Annotated in this window: 23 protein-coding genes and 1 pseudogene; 9 read left to right on the forward strand and 15 right to left on the reverse strand. The window is 61.7% G+C overall.

Annotated elements, in window-relative coordinates:
* The 5 genes from HGP13_RS25255 to HGP13_RS25275 form a co-directional block, all read right to left on the reverse strand.
* Positions 1-408 (reverse strand): hypothetical protein, encoded by a 408-nt coding sequence (locus HGP13_RS25255; RefSeq protein WP_172230151.1) that lies wholly within the window; start codon positions 406-408, stop codon positions 1-3.
* Positions 408-635: a hypothetical protein gene (locus HGP13_RS25260; RefSeq protein ID WP_172230154.1), complete on the reverse strand. Its 228-nt coding sequence runs from the start codon at positions 633-635 to the stop codon at positions 408-410. Before HGP13_RS25260 ends, HGP13_RS25255 begins: the two co-directional genes overlap by 1 nt.
* 361 nt (positions 636-996) lie before the next feature.
* Positions 997-1,206 (reverse strand): cold-shock protein, encoded by a 210-nt coding sequence (locus HGP13_RS25265; protein WP_010915421.1) that lies wholly within the window; start codon positions 1,204-1,206, stop codon positions 997-999.
* A 322-nt stretch (positions 1,207-1,528) separates the two neighbouring features.
* Positions 1,529-1,858, reverse strand: a complete 330-nt coding sequence (locus tag HGP13_RS25270; RefSeq protein ID WP_172230157.1) for a YciI family protein — start codon at positions 1,856-1,858, stop codon at positions 1,529-1,531.
* Between the two features lie 39 nt (positions 1,859-1,897).
* Positions 1,898-2,551 (reverse strand): glutathione S-transferase family protein, encoded by a 654-nt coding sequence (locus HGP13_RS25275; RefSeq protein ID WP_172230160.1) that lies wholly within the window; start codon positions 2,549-2,551, stop codon positions 1,898-1,900.
* 181 nt (positions 2,552-2,732) lie between these two features.
* Here HGP13_RS25275 and HGP13_RS25280 point away from each other — a divergent pair, with 181 nt between their 5' ends.
* Entirely contained in the window at positions 2,733-2,912 is a 180-nt protein-coding gene (locus HGP13_RS25280) for a CsbD family protein (RefSeq protein WP_246707118.1), read from the forward strand.
* Between the two features lie 53 nt (positions 2,913-2,965).
* Here the strand turns inward: HGP13_RS25280 and HGP13_RS25285 are convergent, their stop codons facing one another.
* The 3 genes from HGP13_RS25285 to choX all read right to left on the reverse strand — a co-directional run bounded on the left by HGP13_RS25285 (position 2,966) and on the right by choX (position 5,972).
* The gene (locus HGP13_RS25285) at positions 2,966-4,096 is read right to left on the reverse strand and encodes a metallophosphoesterase (RefSeq protein ID WP_172230215.1); all 1,131 of its coding nucleotides are present in this window, start codon (positions 4,094-4,096) and stop codon (positions 2,966-2,968) included.
* 101 nt (positions 4,097-4,197) lie between these two features.
* Positions 4,198-5,037: an alpha/beta hydrolase gene (locus tag HGP13_RS25290; RefSeq protein ID WP_172230218.1), complete on the reverse strand. Its 840-nt coding sequence runs from the start codon at positions 5,035-5,037 to the stop codon at positions 4,198-4,200.
* Entirely contained in the window at positions 5,034-5,972 is a 939-nt protein-coding gene (gene choX, locus HGP13_RS25295; RefSeq protein ID WP_172230221.1) for a choline ABC transporter substrate-binding protein, read from the reverse strand. Before choX ends, HGP13_RS25290 begins: the two co-directional genes overlap by 4 nt.
* Before the next feature lie 81 nt (positions 5,973-6,053).
* Between choX and betI the strand changes: the two genes are divergently transcribed.
* Positions 6,054-6,692: a transcriptional regulator BetI gene (betI, locus tag HGP13_RS25300; RefSeq protein WP_172230224.1), complete on the forward strand. Its 639-nt coding sequence runs from the start codon at positions 6,054-6,056 to the stop codon at positions 6,690-6,692.
* 53 nt (positions 6,693-6,745) lie between these two features.
* On the opposite strand, the gene HGP13_RS25305 is transcribed toward betI, so the two are convergent.
* Complete coding sequence (locus HGP13_RS25305; protein WP_210267806.1) at positions 6,746-7,681, reverse strand: glycosyl transferase family 90; 936 nt, start codon at positions 7,679-7,681, stop codon at positions 6,746-6,748.
* Positions 7,682-7,907: 226 nt separating this feature from the next.
* Between HGP13_RS25305 and HGP13_RS38615 the strand changes: the two genes are divergently transcribed.
* The 5 genes and pseudogenes from HGP13_RS38615 to HGP13_RS25325 all read left to right on the forward strand — a co-directional run bounded on the left by HGP13_RS38615 (position 7,908) and on the right by HGP13_RS25325 (position 11,428).
* Positions 7,908-8,147: an SDR family NAD(P)-dependent oxidoreductase gene (locus HGP13_RS38615; protein ID WP_281410975.1), complete on the forward strand. Its 240-nt coding sequence runs from the start codon at positions 7,908-7,910 to the stop codon at positions 8,145-8,147.
* Between the two features lie 5 nt (positions 8,148-8,152).
* A pseudogene (locus tag HGP13_RS25310) lies at positions 8,153-8,694 on the forward strand (SDR family oxidoreductase).
* Positions 8,695-8,841: 147 nt separating this feature from the next.
* On the forward strand, positions 8,842-10,239 hold the full coding sequence (gene fumC, locus HGP13_RS25315) for a class II fumarate hydratase (protein ID WP_172230231.1): 1,398 nt from the start codon (positions 8,842-8,844) through the stop codon (positions 10,237-10,239).
* 177 nt (positions 10,240-10,416) lie between these two features.
* The gene (locus HGP13_RS25320) at positions 10,417-10,839 is read left to right on the forward strand and encodes a DoxX family protein (protein ID WP_172230234.1); all 423 of its coding nucleotides are present in this window, start codon (positions 10,417-10,419) and stop codon (positions 10,837-10,839) included.
* A 166-nt stretch (positions 10,840-11,005) separates the two neighbouring features.
* Entirely contained in the window at positions 11,006-11,428 is a 423-nt protein-coding gene (locus HGP13_RS25325; protein WP_172230237.1) for a DoxX family protein, read from the forward strand.
* A gap of 21 nt (positions 11,429-11,449) precedes the next feature.
* Here HGP13_RS25325 and ppx read toward each other — a convergent pair whose 3' ends face one another.
* Together ppx and HGP13_RS25335 are read right to left on the reverse strand one after the other, a co-directional pair.
* Positions 11,450-12,985: an exopolyphosphatase gene (gene ppx, locus HGP13_RS25330; RefSeq protein ID WP_172230240.1), complete on the reverse strand. Its 1,536-nt coding sequence runs from the start codon at positions 12,983-12,985 to the stop codon at positions 11,450-11,452.
* Positions 12,985-15,186 (reverse strand): RNA degradosome polyphosphate kinase, encoded by a 2,202-nt coding sequence (locus HGP13_RS25335; protein ID WP_172230243.1) that lies wholly within the window; start codon positions 15,184-15,186, stop codon positions 12,985-12,987. The genes ppx and HGP13_RS25335 overlap by 1 nt, the downstream gene beginning before the upstream one ends.
* A 229-nt stretch (positions 15,187-15,415) precedes the next feature.
* Between HGP13_RS25335 and HGP13_RS25340 the strand changes: the two genes are divergently transcribed.
* Positions 15,416-15,661 (forward strand): zinc-finger domain-containing protein, encoded by a 246-nt coding sequence (locus HGP13_RS25340; RefSeq protein ID WP_172230246.1) that lies wholly within the window; start codon positions 15,416-15,418, stop codon positions 15,659-15,661.
* Positions 15,662-15,680: 19 nt separating this feature from the next.
* Complete coding sequence (locus HGP13_RS25345; protein WP_172230249.1) at positions 15,681-16,919, forward strand: FAD-dependent monooxygenase; 1,239 nt, start codon at positions 15,681-15,683, stop codon at positions 16,917-16,919.
* A 61-nt stretch (positions 16,920-16,980) separates the two neighbouring features.
* On the opposite strand, the gene HGP13_RS25350 is transcribed toward HGP13_RS25345, so the two are convergent.
* The 4 genes from HGP13_RS25350 to HGP13_RS25365 form a co-directional block, all read right to left on the reverse strand.
* Complete coding sequence (locus HGP13_RS25350) at positions 16,981-17,688, reverse strand: hypothetical protein (RefSeq protein ID WP_172230252.1); 708 nt, start codon at positions 17,686-17,688, stop codon at positions 16,981-16,983.
* A 65-nt stretch (positions 17,689-17,753) separates the two neighbouring features.
* Positions 17,754-18,422, reverse strand: a complete 669-nt coding sequence (locus HGP13_RS25355) for a TIGR02117 family protein (protein WP_172230255.1) — start codon at positions 18,420-18,422, stop codon at positions 17,754-17,756.
* A 177-nt stretch (positions 18,423-18,599) separates the two neighbouring features.
* Entirely contained in the window at positions 18,600-19,403 is an 804-nt protein-coding gene (locus HGP13_RS25360) for an amino acid ABC transporter ATP-binding protein (protein WP_010915400.1), read from the reverse strand.
* Between the two features lie 84 nt (positions 19,404-19,487).
* Positions 19,488-20,645, reverse strand: a complete 1,158-nt coding sequence (locus HGP13_RS25365) for an amino acid ABC transporter permease (protein WP_172230258.1) — start codon at positions 20,643-20,645, stop codon at positions 19,488-19,490.
* Position 20,646 lies beyond the last annotated feature (1 nt).

Raw genomic sequence — 20,646 nt, forward strand, 5'->3', positions numbered from 1 at the left:
TCAGTCCTCGTCGACGAAACGCGATGATGGTGCGCGCGGATTGCGCAAGCGGCCGATCAGCGCCGAAACCGCCGTGATGTTCATTTCCTCGGGCGACCAGTTCTTTACCGCCTCGATGTGATGCGGCGCCAATTCACGATGCGTGCTGCCGCTATAGGCGGCATCCTGGTAGGTCACCCGCTCATGGGTCTTGGCGTCCTCGCGGACATATTCGATCAGATAGTTCGGGCACTCGGCACGGCCGCGCACACCGACGCGCACCTGGGCATCGCCATGGGCGCGCTTGCAGCGTTCGAGTTTTTCCAGCACGCGCCGGACGTACTCGACCGGCTTGTCGAGACCTTCGACCATGTCGGCGATGGTCGCATCGGCGGCGATCGGCGTTGGCGGTACGCGCTTGGTGGCCATCAGCGTTTTCCGGCTCGTTTCGGCAGCGCCGCGAGTGCTGCGGCCGCGGCCATCTCGTCAGCTTCCTTTTCCAGGCGCAGTTCGCGCAAGCGTGCGGTCTTGGCTTCCCGCGCTTCGCTGACGGCATCGCGCTCGGACATGATGCGGCCGAGCGACATCGACTGGGTTTGCGTCTTGCTGAACAGCGACACCGCCGGATCGGCGGCTGTCTTCGAATGGGCGGTCAAAATCTTTCTCCTGTCAGGAGCCTGGTGCCGTCAGGGCCAGACCGGGTCTTCGGTCAGGACCACGCACTAAGCAAACGGCATCGGGGCAATACGGCAGCGGATTCTAATTGCTGGAGCGTCCCTTAGCACGTTCAGCCCGATGCGCAGCGCATTTTCGGCGGCAGCAAGCGTAAAATGAAAAAGGCCAGGCACCGCCTGACCTTCCATGGGAGCACCGCGCATCCAGATGGATGCACAGGAGACACTCCTCTTATGGCGCATGATGTGCCTTGGAAACTCAGGTTTCCGTGGCCACGCGCGAGAATTCGCCAATCACCGGTGCCAGTACATCCGTGGTCACCGGGACAGCTGAATTCTTTCTTCAGGCCGCCTTCAACTGGTCGGCGGACATCTTGCCCGACTTGTTGTCGCGGACCATCTCGTAGCCGAGCTTCTGGCCCTCGACGATGTCGCGCATGCCGGCGCGCTCTACGGCCGAGATGTGGACGAAAACGTCGGCCGAGCCGTCGTCAGGCTGAATAAAACCAAAACCTTTGGTGGCGTTGAACCATTTAACTGTGCCGGTGCTCATGACGAACCCTTTCCATGGCAAATATTCGTTAACCGCGGTGCGAATGCACAACGATTTTTGTCTCGATTTTTGATGTGGGAAGTTCGTCAAAGACGCGCTCGAAAGCGCGGATAACAAAAGTCAGTCAAACAAATATCGACGAAGTTCTTGTAGAGGCATTTCGCGACGATGTCAAATTCTACGCGTTTGAGCTTGAAACCATGTGCTCAAGCCGCCGCCCGGTGCAGCCATAATGCCGGGCGGCGAATGTCTTGGCGCCAACCTCATGCCTTTTCCAGCAGTCTGCTATTACCCATGGGCTAGGCTGCCCATGCCGGCCTCGTTACAGGATCGCGCTGATCAGCGGCAGGATTTCGTAATGGAAGCCGCGGCCCGAACGCGACAACGGATCGCCTTCGGTCACGGCCCTTGCCTCGGCCTCGCTCCCGACACGCAGGATCAGCAGCCCCCAAGGGCCGGCCGGGTCGGCGACCGGGCCAGCCAAGATCATGGTCCCCTCGCGCAGCTTGCCGCGCAGATAGTCGGCATGCCGCCCCATCAGTTCCCTCTCCTCCTCCGTCATGGTGAAAGCGAAGTCCGGCCGCGGCGGAATCAGCCGGCAATGGAATATCAATGGCGCAGTAGTTTCGTGCGGTCCATCATTGTTGGCCATGGGCCCTCCTTCAGAGTGCCGTCAGTCGACGTCTGCATCCTATTCGTCCGGACCCGGTTCCGGCCACGGCTCTTTCGCCGCTTCCGCGTACCATTGCCGCATCGCTGGCGTTGCCAGCACGGCATCGACATAGGCGCGTGTATCCGGGGCCAGTTCGCCGCCATAGGTGTCGAAGCGGGTGACGACCGGCGCGTACATGGCATCGGCCGCGGTGAAATGGCCAAACAGGAAGGGGCCGCCCTTACCGTATTGTTCGCGGCACTCACGCCAAAGCGCCTCGATGCGAGCCCGCTGCACTTCCCCTTCGGCGTCGAGCGGCTTGTGCCCCTTCGGCCGGCGCAAATTCATCGGCCAGCCATAGCGGACGTCGCGAAAACCGGAATGCATCTCGGTCGCCGCCGCGCGAGCCAGCGCGCGGGCGTCGATATCGGCCGGCCAGAGTTTCTTGTCCGGAAACAGGTCGGCAAGATACTCAAGGATGGCAAGGGTTTCCCAGATGATCCTGCCATTGTGATTCAAGACCGGCACCTGACCGGTCGGCGACACTTTTGCCAGGTTGGCAAAGGTTTCGGGCGTGCGCAGCCGCACAAAGCCTTCCTCGAACGGGATTTCCAGATGCCTCATCGCCACCCATGGCCTTAGCGACCATGAGGAGAAGCATTTGTTGCCGATGTAGAGCTTGAATTCCGCCATTTTTCTCCCCTTGCGCACGATCGGTCGGCGCATGTCCACAGCCTAGCCTGCCAGCCTTGCCGGCGGAAGCAATTGTGCGCGTTTGGTCTGCTTCCGGGTTGCCGGAACCTAAACGATGCCAGTCCGTTTTATCCGCGCGGATGAATTCCCCGGAATTCAAGGACTCCCAGGAGATGCGAAAGTGGTGAACAGGGATCAGGTTGCCGGTGTGGCCAAGCAGATCAAAGGATCTGTCAAACAGGCCGCCGGCAAGGCGACCGGCAACAGGAGGACCCAGGTTGAAGGCATGGCCGACAAGATCGCCGGCAAAGTGCAGAAGGCCTATGGCGACGTGAAGGCCAAGGTCAAGAAGGCGTTCTGATATCGCATCGAGAAATGCTCCCATGAAAAAGGCGGCCGCCAAGGCCGCCTTTTTCATGTGCTCCAGCCCTTGCTGAAGGCGTTGGTGAAGGTGACCCCGCCACGGTCATCGGTTGCCTCGCCCAACACGACGTCCATGCCATCGCTGGTCACCCTGGCCACGGCGAAACCTCCCATATAGGCGGCCTTCGGCTTGAACAGGTCGAGCCCGTTACGACGATAGATCAGCGAAGCGTCATGCTGATGGCCGTGGAAAATGCCGACGACATTGTAGCCCTTCAGCGCCGCCAGAAGCGCCTGCCTGTCGGCCTCGCCCCACCAGTGCGGCGGGCCGGCGCCGTCATCGTCGTAGGTGCGCCTGGCAGGATCCCACCGCTCCGTCGAAAACGTGTCCCAGCCATAGTGCTGGAACAGGATGACCGGGCGGCCATCCGCCGCATAGGTCGCAAGATCCTGCTTCAGCCATGGCAGGCTGCTGTCGGCGCCATGGCCGGTGTCGCCGGCAAAGCGGTGCGTCTGGACGAGATGCAGGCCGCCCCAGTCCCATGAATAGCAGTCGGTGTCGACATCATAGTCAGTGGCCGGCACGGGTGGCTTGAAGAAGACGCCGGCGCGGTGGTTGACCTCAACATAGTCGCGCAGTTCGCGCCGATACCAGTCGACATGGTGCGACGGACCGTTCTGGTCGAGATCATGGTTGCCGAGCCCGACATAGACCGGCATATGCACGCGATCCGGGCCGACGCCCTGGCTGTAGCGCTGGCTGAATTGCAGCAATTGCGTGCCCTCGCTCGGCTGGGTGATCTGGCCGCCACCATCGTCGGTGATGTCGCCGCCAACGACAAGGCCGAGCGGCATGCCGATCCTGTTGCCGGCCGAACGCAGGCCGGTGGCAACGCCGTTGATCTCGGCCGGCCAGTCCTTGTCAACGATGGCGTTCAGCGCCGCCACGTTGCGCAGCAGTGCCGCGTCGGTCTTGCCTTCCAACTGGCAGTTGGGGCTCAGGCCACTCGCCATGCGGCAGGCATGGACATCGGCAATGAACAGGAAGGTGGCGTCGATGGGCTGGACGCGCTGTCCGGTCTGGCTGAACGCCGGGCGCGAAAGCGCGCCAGCCGCGGCAAGACCAGTTGCTTGAATGAGAAAGCTGCGTCGTGAAAGCAATTTTGGCCACCGGTGATTCATCGTCGATGGAGTTTCAGCACAAGCGGCGTCTGTCCGTCCAGTTCAGCAACATCACGGCTGGCTGAGCCATCGGAATGAGGTCCGGCACGGTATCGCCGGGTCTAGGCGCTCGTGAACGTCCTGTCGATCACCTCAGCGACAAAGGCCGGATCCTCCCAATGCGGATTGTGGCCACACTTCTCGGCGCGCACCATGCTTGCCCCAGATAGAGAACGCGACAGCGTCTCTTGGTGCGCGTCGCTGAACAACGGGTCGAGGACGCCGGCGATGATCAACGTTTTGACGGCAACCTTTTGTGCCGCATCGGTCAGGTCAGCACGGCAAATCTCCTCCAGGATGGTGCGCCAACGCGCCGCGGGCATTGCCGAGGCGTCTTTCGCCAGGCCGCCGAGAAACGGTTGGGGTACCCCGGGCCGGCACGCATGCCACCAGTCATAGAACGGGTCGGCCGGTGATATCGGGTCGCGCAAGGCCTGCACACCCGCAACGAGCGGATGATCGCGCGCGAAACGGGGCTTCAATGTGCCGGCCATGACCACCAGCCCGCCGATACGGTCGTTGTGCCGCGCTGCCAGAGCGATGGCCACCATGGCGCCCAGCGAATGGCCAACGACAACAGGTTTATCGAGCTGCAAATGCCGGATCAGTCCGGCAATGTCGTCGGCGAAGTCGTCAATGCCGAAGCCTTTGCCCGCTGGCGATGCACCGTGACCGCGCAGGTCGGGCATGATCAGCCGGCGGCCGGCCAGATGCGGCGCCAGCAGCGAAAAGCTGCGGCTGGTATCGGTGAAGCCATGCACCAAAACCAGCGCCGGTTCGGCGCCTGCGATCTCGACATAGGCGGTCTCGAGGCCAGCGAGATCGACGAATTGCTTGCGGCCGGCCCAGGCGTCCTGCTCCGCCCAGGAATCCGGAGCCGCTTCCAGCACGACCGATGTCACAGGCCGAGCTTCTCCTTGACCGCGGCAAGGCCGGGCTTGCCGTCGAAAGTGGTGACGCCGGCGAGCCAGGCATCGAGGCGGGTCTTGTTCGCCGTGATCGCCTTCAGCGCCCCGTCCTCCGGCTTCAGGCCGTCATTGATCAGATAACCCATGCCGACATTTTCGAAATCGATGTCGAAGGTGAGGTTTTTGAGGAATTGCGCGACGTTCGGGCATTGCTGCAGATAACCCTTGCGCACCTGCGTCGTCACCGTCGCGGCGCCGAAATTCGGGCCGAAAAACTTGTCGCCTCCGGTCAGGTACTTGAAGTCGTACATGGTGTTCATCGGGTGCGGCGCCCAACCTTGGAAGACGATGAACTGCTTCTCCTTGATCTCATAGCCGACCTCGGAAAGCATGCCGGCTTCACTCGACTCGACCACTTGCCAGCCGCCGAGACCGAGCGACGGGTCGGCGATGGCGTCCATCATCAGCTGGTTCGAACCGGGCTCGATGCCGTACATCTTCTTGCCGAACTTGTCGGCAAACTTGTGCAGATCGGCAAAATCCTTGACGCCGGCATCCCAGACATAGGTCGGAACGGCGAAGGTGTATTTGGCGCCTTCGAGATTGACGCGCACATTCTCGGCCGAGCCGTCCTTCTTGTAAGGTTCGTAATAGGTGACCATGGCCGGGTCCCAATAGCCGAGGAACAGGTCCAGATCGTTGTTCTTCATGCCTTCGTAGATGACGTTGATGCCCAGCACCGAGCTTTGCGGCTGGTAGCCGAGCGCGCCGAGCAAGACATTGGCGACGCCGGTGGTGAAGGCAAGATCGTTCCAGCCCGGTTCGGCCATGCGGACCGCCCTGCACTGCTCGGCCTCGGCCGCTTGAGTCGCCTGAGCGCTCAGCATCAGGGCTGCAAGACAGACGCCATTTGCAAGCATGCGGACCATTTCGATTCTCCTCTATCGCTAGATTGACCAGTTGGTTTTCTTATTGTCCCATTGGTCAATTGTTGATCTCGGCGGACGAAAATGTCAACGTGGATTCGTAATGCCTGGATCGAAGCCGTGAAACTCAAGCGTCTCAGTGACATACGCCGCAAGGAGTTGCGGCAGGCCGCCTTCGCGGTGCTTGAGCGCGAGGGCATTGCCGGTGCGACGCTGGAAAAGGTTGCCGCCCATGCGGGCGCCTCCAAGGGCATCGTGCTGCACTATTTCCGCAACAAGCAGGAATTGTTCGAGCATGCGATGCGCGAGGCCAACGCCGTGCTGCGCGACGCGGTGGTCGCCCGGCTTCGCCAGGCGCGCACGCCGATGGAGCGGCTCGATGCGGTGATCGACGGCAATTTCGAGGAGCATCTGTTCCTGCCGCCTCTATGCCATGCCTGGCTTTCGCTCTGCGCCGAGGTGCCGCGCGACGAAAAGCTGGCGCGCATCCAGAAGGTGCTGCACGCACGCATGCGCTCGAACCTGTTGTCCGGCCTGCACGGCCTTGCCCCGCCCAGCGAGGCCGACGACATCGCGCTTGGCGTCACCGCGCTGATCGACGGGCTTTGGCTACGTCTTGGCCTGGAGCCGGGCAGCGTGTCGCGCGAACAGGCGATCCGCCAGGTCAAGGATTTTGTCGCCGCCCGACTGGCGATGCACCAGCCTGCGACCGTCGGCGCATAAGACCGCCCTGGGCCGGGCAGCAGGGTTTCATACGATGTGACAGGCGCGGTCTATCAGGGCGGCCAGCCGGTGGCACGCTTGCGCCCCTGCAGACCGGATTTGAGATTGCCACCGGCGGCGATGTGATCCCGTAGGAGCTTCGCCCATGCAGCCACGGCCGCCGCGCGCGTCAGGCGAACTTGCGCGAAATGCCGCGCCTCGGCGGCTATTTCGGCTTCCAGCTTCGGATTGGCGCGCAGCCACTCGATGCGTTCGGCCAGATCCGACATGTCGCGCGCCACAGGGACATAGTGGCGGAACGGTTCGATATCGTCAAAGAACCACTCGCGCCACGGCCGATCCTGCAGCAGCACGACGCGCTTGGTGTGAAGCAGCATCTTGAAACGGCCGCTGTAACCCGCCCCTTCGACATCGATCATGTATCTGTAGGTGGCAACCTGGTCTTCCATCGTCATGAATTTGGTGGAATACCTGTTAGTGGCGACATCGTAATTCGCCTCGGTGTCGTACGCCTCGACGAGGTCCGGACGGGCCGACGCGATCTCGACGATTCTTTTGCGGGCAGCGTTCATGCAGCGCCCCGCCCAGAACAACCTGTTATCGCGCGGCGGCTGTTCCGACGCAGCCGCCATCGCTTGCGTTTTCTGGTCATAGTCGTCGAACTTCGCGTCCGGCCAACCATCGAAGACGAAATCGGGCGCGGCCACTTCGCCATAGCCGTCGGCTTGGGAGAAGGCGAAACGCGTGCGGAAATGGCGATGCCTTCGGCGCGACGGCGTGTCGCCAAGCAGCATATAGAACGGCGGCAGGCTACGGACGCCCAGGGATGCCAACGCCTCGGCTATCAAAGTCAGGACCTGCACATGCCTTTCAAGCCAGGCGGCGCGGGAGCGCACCTTGAGCTTGCCGCCTTCGAAACGGCAGTGGATCTCGCCGCGATTGAGGCCGGGCAGCAAGCGCCTGCCGACCTCGACGACGTCGACAGCCATCGGAAGCGCCTTTGGTCCGGTCTTGAGTGATCCCATTTTTAAAGACGCTTTCGCCGCGACCCGTTTTCGATCAACGCGGCTATCCCGTTGGCGCGGCGGATGCAAGGGCAGACGATCCGAACGTCGGCAACTGGCGAAGTTCATACCGTGGGATAGGCCAGCGGCTTGACCCGAGCCGCGACTGTGCGGTGCTCTGGCCTTGGCCAAGGCGAGTTCGGAGTGCCCGATGAGACTGCAAGACAAACGCACCCTGGTCACAGGCGGCTCGGACGGCATCGGCCTGGCAATCGCGGAAGCGTTCCTGCGTGACAGCGCCGATGTCCTGATCGTCGGCCGCGACGCCGGCAAGCTCGAAGCCGCGCGCCAGAAGCTGACGGCTCCCGGCCTGATCGGCCAGGTGGAGACGGTGTCCGGCGACCTTGCCACCAGCCCCGGCATCGCGGCTGTTATATCGCGGCTGTTATAGAGCATGTGGAAGAGACCGGCCGGCCGCTAGACGTTCTCGTCAACAATGCCGGTGTTGCCTACCTCGTGCCGTTCGAGACCGTCAGCGCGGCGCAGTTCCAGCACTCCTTCGCGCTCAATGTGACGGCGGCGTTCTTCCTCACCCAGGGGCTGCTGCAGCATTTCGGCGCCGGCGCATCCGTCATCAACATCTCCTCCTATTTCGCCAGCAAGATGATCCCGAAGCGGCCCTCCAGCCTCTACTCCCTGTCCAAAGGCGCATTGAACCGCTGACCAGATCGCTGGCCTTCGAGCTTGGGCCGCGCGGCATCCGCGTCAACGCCATTGCGCCCGGCACGGTGGATACGGCGATGCGGCGCAAGACCGTCGACAATCTGCCGGCCGAGGCGCAGGCGGAGCTGAAGGCCTATGTCGAACGCAGCTACCCGCTGGGGCGCATCGGCCGCCCCGACGACCTCGCCGGGATGGCGGTTTATCTGGCCAGCGCCGAGGCGGCATGGACCAGCGGCGGTATCTTTGCCATCGACGGCGGCTATACGGCAGGGTGAGATGCGCCCTGCCCTTCTTCTGTCGCGGGAGAAGAAGGAAGCGCCCATCTTCAACCGATTTGCATCCTCACCGCCCGCAATCTCCGCTTGAAGCCATTTGTGCAACGCGATACGCCGTTGCCCAAATCGACAGACTGGAGACTTGCCGTGAGCACGCCAAAGACCAGAACCGAAACCGATACGTTCGGCCCCATCGAGGTTGCCGCCGACCGCTATTGGGGCGCGCAGGCGCAGCGCTCGCTCGGCAATTTCAAGATCGGCTGGGAAAAGCAGCCGGTTTCGGTCGTGCGCGCGCTGGGCATCGTCAAGCGGGCAGCAGCGGAAGCCAATATGGAGTTGAAGCGGCTCGATCCGGCAATCGGCAAGGCGATCATCGCGGCCGCGCAAGAGGTCATCGACGGCAAGCTCAACGACCATTTCCCGCTTGTGGTTTGGCAGACCGGCTCGGGCACGCAGTCCAACATGAACGCCAATGAGGTGATTTCCAACCGGGCGATCGAGATGCTGGGCGGCGTCATGGGCTCGAAGAAACCGGTGCATCCCAACGACCACGTCAATATGAGCCAGTCGTCGAACGACACCTATCCAACGGCCATGCATATCGCCTGCGCCGAGCGCATCGTGCACGACCTTCTCCCGGCGCTGAAGCACCTGCACAAGGCGCTCGCCGCCAAGAGCCGGGAGTTCAACCACATCATCAAGATCGGCCGCACACACACGCAAGATGCCACCCCGCTTACGCTGGGCCAGGAATTCTCGGGCTATGCGGCGCAGGTCGCCTCGTCAATCAAGCGCATCCAACTGACGCTGCCCGGCCTGCAGGAGCTGGCGCAAGGCGGCACCGCTGTCGGCACCGGCCTCAACGCGCCGGTCGGCTTCGCCGAAAGAGTGGCTGATCGCATTGCCGCCATCACCGGCATCGCCTTCGTCACCGCGCCGAACAAGTTCGAGGCACTCGCGGCACACGATTCCATGGTCTTTTCGCACGGCGCCATCAACGCGGCGGCCGCCGCACTGTTCAAGGTCGCCAACGACATCCGCTTCCTCGGCTCCGGCCCGCGGTCGGGCCTTGGCGAGTTGTCGCTGCCGGAAAACGAACCCGGCTCGTCGATCATGCCGGGCAAGGTCAACCCGACGCAGTGTGAAGCGATGACACAGGTCTGCGTGCAAGTGTTCGGCAACAACGCAGCAGTCACCTTCGCCGGCAGCCAGGGTCATTTCGAACTCAATGTCTACAACCCGCTGATGGCCTACAATTTCCTGCAGTCGGTGCAGCTGCTCGCCGACGCATCGGTCTCCTTCACCGACAATTGCGTCGTTGGCATCGAGGCGCGGGAAGACAACATCAAGGCGGCCCTCGACCGCTCGCTGATGCTGGTGACGGCGCTTGCGCCCACCATCGGCTACGACAGCGCCGCCAAGATCGCCAAGACGGCGCACAAGAACGGCACGACGCTGCGCGAGGAGGCGCTGGCCACCGGACTGGTCAGCGAAGCCGACTATGACCGACTGGTGCGGCCGGAGGACATGACGCATCCGGGGTAAGGTGTTTTGCGGCGGGAGAATTTACTCCCGTCACCGCGCTACCCGACACGAATTTCGCGCTACTTGGCCGATCACGGAAATGTACAGCCTGTGAACGATGTGTCGCCGGATAGGCGGCTTTGGTGAACAGTCGGCATCGTCTATCTCATGGGCATTCAACCCATTCGGAGAGTCACCATGTCCATCAACGCTTCCACCGCCGGCGCCGGCACCGCGTCCAACAGTTCTGTCACCATCCTGCTCGGCCGCATCCTGCTCGCGGTCATTTTCCTGCTTTCCGGTTTCGGCAAGCTCAGCGCGATTTCCGGTACCGCTGCCTATTTCGGCGGTCTCGGCCTGCCCCTTCCGACCGTAACCGCAGTTGTAGTCGGCCTGATCGAACTGCTCGGCGGCCTCGCCATCCTCGTCGGTTTCCAGACCCGGATCGCCGCCTGGGTGCTCGCGGTCTTCACGATCGCCACCGGGCTTGTCGCCCACACCGGCTGGGCCGACCAGATGCAGATGATCCAGTTTCTCAAGAACGTCGCTATCACCGGCGGCTTCCTGCTGCTGGCTTCGTCGGGCGCCGGCGCCTACTCGATCGACGCCAAGCGCGGCTGAACCTTACTCCTAAGCCCCTCCCGGGCCTTGACAGAAGCGGCGCGGAATTTTCCGTGCTGCTTTTTCGTTGTCTGAAATAGCCGGTTCGGTTTCGGCCGCGGCCTCACAGGTATAGACTGCGCGGCTGCCGGCGCGAGCCAATCTGGCGCAGGCAAGGGAGGTGGCCATGACCCGCAACGCATTGCTTCTGGTTTCGCGGCTGCTGTTTGCCGTGTTGTTCGTACCATCCGGCTTCCAGGCGCTCGCCAACATCGCCGGTACATCAGGTTATTTCGCCGGCCTCGGTCTGCCGCTGCCAACGCTCGCCGCCTGGGGCACGGGCCTGTTCGAACTGATCGCCGGGTTGCTGATCCTCATCGGCTTCCAGACCCGGATCGTCGCGCTGCTCTTGGCGGCCTTCTGCGTCGTTGCCGGCTTCATCGGCCATTACGGCCAGGGCGCCGGCGATGCGATGCTTGCCTTCCTGCACCAGCAGATGCTGATGAAGGACATTGCGATATCAGGCGGTTTCCTGGCGCTGGCGATGGCTGGTGCCGGAGCCTGGTCGGCCGACGGACGCGGTTTCGGCATCGGTGCGGACGCGACCTGAGCCCCCGCCTACCAGAATACGCTATTTCACCGAAACGCTCGGGCCTCCCTCGACCGCCAGAACCAGCCGGCGGTTGGTGATCCGCGCCAGCTGCGCCAGGCGGCCGGCCGGCCGCTCGCCGTAGAGGTCGGAGAGCGACGCCGGCAGTACCAGTGCCAGCACGCCATTGGCGCGCTGTTCCCATTTCAGCCTCGGCATGATGCCCGGCATCGAGGCCGTCAGCAGATAGACCACACGCATCATCGCCGCCAGAACGCGGGCCCGCTCAAGGTAGCGCGGGGTCGCCAGCGCTTTGATTTCGGGTGCGATGGATTCGTTGAAGATGCCGTCGTGACGATAGGCGCTGGCCAATGCCAGGAAAGCACGGCCGGGATGGTCGACGCCGTAGAAAGAGGCATGGGCAATGATGTTGAGCGACTGCCTGCCGCGGTATTCGGGATGCGCGCGCCAGCCGATATCGGCCAGCAATGCGGCGGCGTGGCGGTAGCGCGCCTCGTCCTCGGTCTCGTCGATGCCGAAGGCGGCGAAGGACTTGGCCGTCCAGTCCACCAGCTCATGCGCATGGGTGACGGAGCGCGAGCGCAACCTAGCGAGTTCCTCGGACGCCGAGATCAACGGATCGGCCTTCTGCTCGGCCTCGTCGAGCAGCGAATAGAGAAACCCTTCTCGCACACCGAGCGCCGAGACGATGATCTTCGACGGCTGCATCGCCGCCATGATCTCCTGCAACACGATGGCGCCATAGGGCAGCAGCGAGCGACGATTCTTCGAAACGCCCTCGATACCCTTGACCTTCTCTATCTCGGCTCTGGCCACCTGCTTGAGAAAATTCGCCGCACTGTCGACCGACATCTCGTAATGGTGCATGACGCCGAGCGGGTAGTTGTTCATCTCCATATGCAGACGGGCGAGGTTTCGCCAGGTACCGCCGATGGCATAGAAGGGCCGGCCCTGCCCGCCTTTCAAAAGCTTGGCACGCGCCAGCTCGTCACGCGCGATCTTCTGCGCCTGGGTGAGCGAATTCTTCGCCATATCCTGCAGGCGCAGGCCACCGAGCGGCAGCGTTATGCCGTCGCCGATCGCCTCGCCATTGACGTCGACCAGTTCGAGGCTGCCGCCACCCAGATCGCCGGCAATGCCATTGGCCGGATGGAAGCCGGAAATGACACCAAGGGCCGAATAATAAGCCTCCTGACGCCCGCTGATCACCCGGATTTCGGTTTTCAGCACCTCTTCGGCGCGGTGGATGAAATCGGGACCGTTGATCGCCTCACGCGCCGCGGCGGTGGCCAGAACATACATATGCTCGGAGCCCGCCTGGTCGGACAGCGCACGAAAGCGACCGAACTCTTCCATCGAGCGCGTCACCGCCTCGGGGTCGAGTTTGCCGGTCGAAACGATGCCGCGGCCAAGACCAGCGAGCATCTTTTCGTTGAACAGCATGGTCGGCGAGCGCGCCAGCCCTTCATAGACAACGAGGCGGATCGAATTCGACCCGATGTCGATGATGGACAGCGGTCGGCGGTCCTGCAGCCGGCCCTGGGAATCAGACAGCATCAGGTGGTCGCTGCAGTGTTCTTCTTGCGGCGCTTGAACTGCGCAATGCGCTTGGGCGCATGCGACTTCAGCGCGTCACCCCGTCCCGACAGGCTCGGATTGGTCATGAAATATTCCTGCGCGTTGAACGGTTCCTCGCCCTCCTCCAGCACCACGCGCCGGGAGGTTCCATCTGCCAATACGTCGAAACTTTGCTGATTGTCCATGATGTTGCCCAGCATGATCTGGCCCAGGATCTGTTCATGCACAGTTGGATTGGTGATCGGCACCATGGTCTCGACGCGCCGGTCGAGATTGCGCGGCATCAAGTCGGCTGAGGAGATGTAGACGATCGCTTCATCCGAGGGCAGGCCGTGGCCGTTGCCGAAACAATAGATGCGGCTGTGTTCGAGGAAGCGGCCGACGATCGACTTGACCCGGATGTTTTCCGACAGGCCCGGCACCTGCGGCCGCAGGCAGCAGATACCGCGCACCACGAGGTCGATTTCCACCCCGACGCGGCTGGCATCGTAAAGCGCGTCGATGATGATCGGGTCGACAAGCGCGTTCATCTTCATCCAGATACGGGCCGGCCTTCCTTCCAGTGCATGGGCGACTTCGTCGGAAATGTGCTTGAGGATGCGGCTTCTCAGCGTGAATGGCGAGATCGCGATCCGCATTTCATCGGTCGGCTCGGCATAGCCGGTGATGAAGTTGAACAGCTGGGCGACGTCGCGGGCGATCGTCGGATCGGTGGTGAAAAAGGACAGGTCGGTATAGATGCGCGCGGTGACCGGGTGGTAGTTGCCGGTGCCGAGATGCACGTAGTTGCGCAGCTTGCCGTCTTCACGCCGCACCACAAGCGACATTTTCGCGTGGGTCTTGAGTTCGAGGAAGCCGAACACGACCTGCACGCCGGCGCGCTCGAGATCGCGCGCCCAGCGGATGTTGGCTTCCTCGTCGAAGCGGGCCTTGAGCTCGACAAGCGCGGTGACCGACTTGCCGGCCTCGGCCGCGTCGACCAACGCGCGCACGATCGGGCTGTCGTTGGAGGTGCGGTAAAGCGTCTGCTTGATCGCCACCACTTCGGGGTCGGCCATCGCCTGCCGCAGGAACTGCACCACGACATCGAAGGATTCATAGGGGTGGTGGACGACGATGTCCTTCTCGCGAATGGCGGCGAAACAGTCGCCGCCATGCTCGCGGATGCGCTCGGGAAAGCGCGGATTGTAGGGCGTGAACTTCAAATCATCGCGAGGGATGGAGACGATTTCGGAGATCTGGCTGAGCGCCAGCGGACCGGTGAGCACGCTGATTCGGCTCGACGACACGCCAAGCTCGCCAGCCACGAAGTCGCGCAATTCGCCTGGCATCAGCTTGTCGAATTCGATGCGGATCACTGAGCCGCGGCGGCGGCGCTTCAGCGCCGTCTCGAACAGGCGCACGAGATCTTCCGACTCCTCCTCGACCTCGATATCGCTGTCTCGAATGATGCGGAACGTGCCGGAACCCTTGACCTCATAGCCCGGAAACAGCTTGCCGATATAGAGACCGACCGCCTCTTCCAGAGGAATGAAGCGGACATGGTGCTTGCGATCAGGCAAACGGATGAAGCGCTTCAGCGCCACCGGCAGGCGCAAGAGCGCGCTCATCTCCTCGCCATTCTTTCGATGGCGAAGCTGCAGCGCCATCGAGAAGCCGAGATTGGGTATGAACGGGAACGGATGCGCCGGGTCGATCGACAGCGGGGTGAGCACCGGAAACACCTGTTCCTGGAAATGATCTTCCAGCCAGACCTTCTCGTCCTTGGTCAGGGCATCGCGGGTGATGGTTTCGATGCCTTCCTTGTTGAGCAGCACGACGAGCGCCGAAAGGCTCTTCTGCTGGTCTTCCTGCAGCCGTTCAACCTCGCGCAGCAATTGTTCGAGCTGCTGCTCGGGCGTGCGGCCATCGGGGCTTTTCAGCGTGATTCCTTCGCGCACCTGGCCAGCGAGGCCGGCGACACGCACCATGAAGAACTCGTCGAGATTGGCTGCCGAGATCGACAGGAAGCGGACACGTTCCAGCAGCGGATGATGGGTGTTCAGCGATTCCTCGAGCACGCGGCGATTGAATTGCAGCCAGGAAAACTCGCGGTTGACGAAGCGATCGGGGTTGCCGCCCTCCGAACTGGCCACCTCGACATTGACGAATTCGCTCTGCACCGGCTTCAGTTCGTTCATGGTTCCTGCCCGCAACCGTTCCTTTTGGAGCGTCGCCAGATGGCGATGGACGCTCTAACATGTTTTTGTGACGCGTGATCGGTCGCGGAATCGCTTGGCGTCCGCAGTCACACGCTTAACCGGCTCAACTTATCCTCTGACAGGCTTTTGCGACAGTTTCATTTCATCGATCTTGCAAAGAGACCTGTTATGATCCAGATGCATGCGAGACTGCGTTAAGGAGACGACGATGGCAGGCGGTTCCATTCCCCATTTCCAGAACGATGCGGGCCATCCGGCGATCGACATCGGTGTCAGGGAATTCATGTGCACGGGCGCCAACCCGCCTTTCGACCACCCGCATGTGTTTCTCGACATGGGCGACGACAATGAGAAAGTCTGCCCCTATTGCTCGACGCTCTATCGCTATTCGCCGAAGCTGAAGGCGTCGGAAACGCTGCCGGTCGGCTGCCTCTACGTCGACCAGGCCGCCTGATTCTTTCGCGACAGAGCTGATGGACGACACGCGCTCCCGGCAAGTCGTCATCGCCGGAGCGGGCGTCGCCGGGCTGACGGCGGCCATCGCCTTTGCCGAACGCGGCTATTGCGTGCAGGTTTTCGAACAAGCACAGCGCCTCGAAGCCGTGGGTGCCGGCCTCCAGCTCTCCCCCAACGCAACACGCATCCTGCGCCAACTCGGCGTGCTCGACCGGCTGTTGCCGGCGGCGGTTCAGCCGGAGGCCGTGGTGCTGAAGGACGCAAGGACGTTGCGCGAATTGGCGCGGGTGCCGCTGGGGCAAGCTGGCGAAACGCGCTGGGGCGCTCCCTATCTCGTCGCGCACCGGGCGGACCTGCAGAGCGCGCTGATGGCGCGTGTTGCCGAGATGCCTGATATTCGTCTCACTCTCGGAGGGCGCGTCGAGAAAATTGCTACTGGCAGCCATGGTGTCACGGCGACTGTCGAGATCGGCGGCAAGACGGCAGAGGAACAAGGCTCGTTGCTGGTCGGTGCCGATGGCGTCTGGTCGTTGGTGCGCGCGCTTGTCGATTCAAACAGGATGGCATCGCCAAGAAGCCGCTTTTCGGGAGAGTTGGCCTGGCGCGCCACCGTCGCAGCCGATAGCGGCGCTGGGCAAGCCTTTGCCGCGATCGGTGCGGTCGATTGCGTCACGACTTTTCTCCATCCGGGTTTCCACATGGTCGCCTATCCCGTCAGCAAGGGCGACGCCTTCAACGTCGTCGCCTTCACAAAAGGTGAGCGCGTCGCCGAGGGCTGGTCCGGCCGTGCCGATCCAAGCATCCTCGCCGCCGCCATGCGCGGCACCGCGTCAAGCCTTGCAAAGCTGGTGGAACGGGCCGGTCCATGGCTGACGTGGCCACTCCATACCGTTGAGCAGAAGCAGCCCTGGACAACGCCAGCCGGCATCGCACTGATCGGCGATGCCGCGCATGCGATGACGCCGTTCGCGGCGCAGGGGGCAGCGATGGCGATCGAGGATGCAGCGACGCTTGCCAATGTCATAGCCGACTTCCCTGGCTGTCCAGTGGAAAGTCTTCGGATGTGGGAGAACCTGCGACGGCCGCGTGTGGCGAGAGTGGCTCGCCGCGGTGCCATCAACCGCCTTGCCTGGCATGCTGCCGGCCCCATCGCTATGGCCCGCAATCTTATCCTGGCGACACGGCCTGGAGAAAGGCTCGCGGCCGATCTCGACTGGCTTTATGGCTGGGAGGAACGGGAGGTTGTGAGGCGCTGATCGTCCTGGAGCTGCGGGCAGCCGGTCCCTTCTCTCCTGCTGCAAAGCTCTCGAAGATGCGTCACGAGAACAAAGCACCCGGCGTCATATTCCAATAGATGTGGTGATAGCGGGCGAAGAAAAGCAGTGCAGCAGCAACGGAGCACGCCATCGCGGCAGCCAAAGTTACCGCCACAGCCACGAAAACATTCGCTCTCAATGCATACTTCGATACCAGGACGAGTTGGACCGCGATTGCGATCGACGAGAAGCTTGAGACACCGTATGCACTCAGCACCTGCAATCCTTTGATAACCGGCCCAAGTACCACCGCAACGGCTGCAAACAGATACCAGCCAATCGTCATTCCGGTTTCTTTTGGCAGCAGGCTCAAAAAGCCGAATGCAGCGTATTTTATGCCCAGTATCGACAGCGAAAATGCCACCGCTATGGGAAACTTTAAAATCACGCCGCGATAGATGGCCTCGAAGTCGGCACCTGCCCCTGTCACACGGGAGAATAGAAAAATGACTACGGAAGCAACAACGGCTATCGCCAAGCTTGAAATGAACTTATAGATAATCGGGAAATGCGGGATTGAATTGCCCCAGTGACCTAGGAGATCCAGATATCCTACGCACTGTTGGGCAAGTGCGAATACAGCAGCGATGGCTGCGATCGCGTACCAGGTATCGTCTCGCTCCGATATTTTACGAATGACGGCGCCCGGTTTTATATAGAAAGTGAATCCGCCAACAAAATATTTTATAAGCGCATCAAAAAAAGACACAACACTCTCCGCGCCATCGCCAATATGTATTTCTACATATAAAAACTAATAGCGCGTTATGCGGATCACCTACTGTACAGCTTCAGCGACCACCCCAGCGACACCGGCAGCGGGTTCCACCAACCAGTTCGCAGCCCAGCGGTGCGCAGTGCGGCGGCGGTCCAGGTGTTGCAGCCGACCAGTGCGTTGAAATGGCCGTTGGCTTCGAAAAAGCCATCGAATTTGGAATAACCGGCATTCGGGATATGGATCGGACCACTCGGCCCCTGCTGAAAACTGGCCTGGATGAAATCGAGCAATGCCGCGAACTGGTCGTCTCCAATATCGAAGCCAGCGACATCCGGATGTGATTGGTCGATATCGCCGGCGACATCGACATGCATGACCGACGTGTCGAGGGTCAGTGCCTTCATCACCGGCACGGCCTTCAGCTGCGACCAGGTCGGTGTTTCCAGATAGAAGGCGCGGCCGCCCCAACCGAAGACGATGTAGCGCACCTCGGGGATGTCGGCCGGAATGCCGGCTGCGACCAGGAAATGAAAGCGCTGGCGCACCGCATCGTCGACCGGAATGGCGATGTCGGTATGGATCGGGTTCCTCAGCACCAGGATATGACGCGTCGCTGATTTGCCGACGGCAGTTTGCCAGAGCGGGCGCGGCACCAAGGTGCCGAGCGTCACGGCGAGCACGACCGCGATCAACAGCAAACCAAGAAAACGGCCGAGCTTTTTCATGAATGGCGGCCCCGCAAACACATCCCGGCGCGGCACGAACCGCACGCCTATCTCTTTGCTCTGACGCAATTCCGGACGGAAAACCGCTTCACACTTTTCCTGGAATTGCTCTCGTCATCCATACGCAAAAGAGCCCGGCACTGTTTCAGCCGGGCTCTCCTCAGTTCACTGAAAAGGCTAGTGCAGGATCTGGCTGAGGAACAGTTTCGTGCGCTCGTGGCGCGGGTGGTCGAAGAATTCGGCCGGCGTGTTCTGCTCGACGATCTGGCCTTGGTCCATGAAGATCACCCGGTTGGCGACCTTGCGGGCGAAGCCCATTTCGTGCGTGACGCACAGCATGGTCATGCCTTCTTCGGCCAGGCCGACCATGGTCTCCAGCACTTCCTTGATCATCTCCGGGTCGAGCGCCGAGGTCGGCTCGTCGAACAGCATGATGCGCGGGTTCATGCACAGCGAGCGCGCGATCGCCACGCGCTGCTGCTGGCCGCCGGACAACTGGCCCGGATATTTGTTGGCCTGCTCGGGGATTTTCACGCGCTTGAGGAAATGCATGGCGATTTCCTCGGCCTGCTTCTTCGGCGTCTTGCGCACCCAGATCGGCGCCAGCGTGCAGTTCTCCAGGATAGTCAGATGCGGGAACAGGTTGAAGTGCTGGAACACCATGCCGACCTCGCGGCGCACCTCGTCGATCTTCTTCAGATCGTTGGTCAATTCCTTGCCGTCGACGATGATCTTGCCCTTCTGGTGTTCTTCCAGCCGGTTGATGCAGCGGATCATGGTCGACTTGCCGGAGCCTGACGGACCGCAGATGACGATGCGCTCGCCGCGCATCACCTTGAGGTTGATGTCCTTCAGCACATGGAACTCGCCATACCATTTGTGCATGGCGATGATGTCGATGGCGACATCGGTGGTCGAGATGTGCATCTTGGCGGCGTTGACCTTGATCTCTTCCGCGCTGACGGCGTTTTCGGTGGCCATGACAGGGGTCCCCTTGTTTTCTTATCTTTGGTTATGATGCATGTCGTTACCCCAAAACCGCAACACGCTTTTGGGCGACGTGCATCAGCGTTTGTGGCCGGTGTCGAGCCGGCGTTCGGTGTACATTGAATAGCGCGACATGCCGAAGCAGAACAGCCAGAACACGAAGGCGGCAAAGAGCAGACCCGACTTGGCCGTCTGCGCCGTCGCCCAGTTAGGGTCGGCGAAGTTCTGCTTGATGATGCCGAGCAGGTCGAACATCGAGATGATGAGGACCAGGGTGGTGTCCTTGAACATGCCGATGAAGGTGTTGACGATGCCCGGGATGACGAGCTTCAGCGCCTGCGGCATGACGATGAAATACATCTTCTGCCAATAGCCAAGACCGAGCGAATCGGCGCCTTCATACTGGCCCTTGGGGATCGCCTGCAGGCCGCCGCGTACGACCTCGGCCATATAGGCGGCGGCAAACAGCGACACGCCGATCAGCGCGCGCAGATACTTGTCGAAAGTGACGCCCGGCGGCAGGAACAGGGGCAGCATGACGCTGGCCATGAACAGAACGGTGATCAGCGGAATGCCGCGCACGGCTTCGATGAAGATGACGCACAGCATCTTGACAACAGGCATTTTGGAGCGCCGGCCAAGCGCCAGCACGATGCCAAGCGGCAACGACACGACGATGGCCACAAAAGACAGCGACAGCGTCACCAGCAGGCCACCCCAGCGCGCGGTTTCGACATGTTCCAGACCAAACGAACCGCCGACCAACAGGAAGAACGCCACAACAGGCAAACCGACGAACAGCAGCAACGCGTTGAGGCCCTTGCGCGGCACACGCGGCATCAGCATCGGCACCAGAAGCGCTACGAACAATATGCCGGTCAGGATCGGCCGCCAGCGCTCCTCGATTGGATAGGTGCCGAACATTATCTGGCCGAACTTGGCATTGATGAAAGCCCAGCAGGCGCCATGCCAGCCGTCGGGCTGAATGCCACCTTGCGCCACCGTGGCGCACACGGTCCGATCCGGTCCGCTCCACACAGCGTTGATGAAGGCCCAGTTGATGATCTGCGGGAGGATCATTACCACCAGCGCGATACCGATTATGGTCATAATGGCATCGCCTGTCGAGGCGATCAGGTTCTTGCGCACCCAGGCACCGAAGCCCACGACGCCAGCTGGCGCCGGTTGTGCCAGCGCCATTTCAGTGCGCACCCAGGACATATCATGTTCTTGCATG

The sequence above is a fragment of the Mesorhizobium sp. NZP2077 genome, from assembly GCF_013170805.1.
GTDB lineage: Bacteria > Pseudomonadota > Alphaproteobacteria > Rhizobiales > Rhizobiaceae > Mesorhizobium.